This window comes from Pseudoroseomonas cervicalis ATCC 49957, assembly GCF_000164635.1.
Taxonomy (GTDB): domain Bacteria; phylum Pseudomonadota; class Alphaproteobacteria; order Acetobacterales; family Acetobacteraceae; genus Pseudoroseomonas; species Pseudoroseomonas cervicalis.
The window spans coordinates 1-767 of record NZ_GG771141.1; the positions used below are offsets into that span (position 1 = coordinate 1).

Consider the following 767-nt stretch of genomic DNA (forward strand, 5'->3'; position numbering starts at 1 on the left):
TGCTGGAGGGCGCCTTCGCCCTGGCGCGCGGCGCGGCGCCGCGCATCGCGGGGCGGCGGCTGCTGCTGGTGGATGACGTGCTGACCTCGGGCGCCACCGTCTCGGCCTGCGCCGCGCTGCTGCTGCGGCACGGCGCGGCGCAGGTCGATGTGCTGGCCGCCGCCCGGGTGCCGGATGCGGCGCTGCTGCGGGAGGCCGCGCGGTGAGCCCCTCCCGCGCAACGCTCTTGACCGGTGGCGCAACGGCGCCGATGTGTCACCCATGGCCAAGGTCGAAATCTACACCACCGCGTTCTGCCCCTATTGCTCGCGCGCCAAGCTGCTGCTGGGCCGCAAGGGCGTGGGCTTCACCGAATACGACGCGCCGAACGGCTCGCCGGAGCGGCAGGACGCGATCCGCCGCTCGGGCGGGCGCACCACCGTGCCGCAGATCTTCATCGGCGATCAGGCGATCGGCGGCTGCGACGACCTCTTCGCGCTGGACCGCGCGGGGAAGCTGGATGCGCTGCTCCAGGCAGGGTAAGGGGCGCGCCCCGGCGCGCGGCGCCGCGCGGGCCAGGATGAACCGGACCAGGGCATGATCCACTACCAGCTCCGTTGCGACCAGGACCATGGCTTCGATGGCTGGTACCGGGACAGCGCCGCCTTTGAGAAGCTGGCGGCCGCCGGGCTGATCGACTGCCCGGTCTGCGGCAGCCACAGGGTGCAGCGCGCGCTGATGGCGCCGGCCATCGCCCGGCCGCGCGACGCCGCGCCGCCACCGGCCGA

Annotated in this window: 3 protein-coding genes; all 3 read left to right on the forward strand. The window is 74.4% G+C overall.

The features are described from left to right. On the forward strand, positions 1-206 hold a 206-nt coding region (locus HMPREF0731_RS22210; protein WP_007006515.1), incomplete at its 5' end, for a ComF family protein. 55 nt (positions 207-261) lie between these two features. Beyond that, positions 262-522 carry a glutaredoxin 3 gene (gene grxC, locus HMPREF0731_RS22215; protein ID WP_007006516.1) on the forward strand — a complete coding sequence of 87 codons (261 nt, stop codon included), beginning with the start codon at positions 262-264 and terminating at the stop codon, positions 520-522. A 54-nt stretch (positions 523-576) separates the two neighbouring features. Continuing rightward, positions 577-767, forward strand: a 191-nt coding sequence (locus tag HMPREF0731_RS22220; protein WP_007006517.1) for a DUF1178 family protein, incomplete at its 3' end; no start/stop codon positions are given.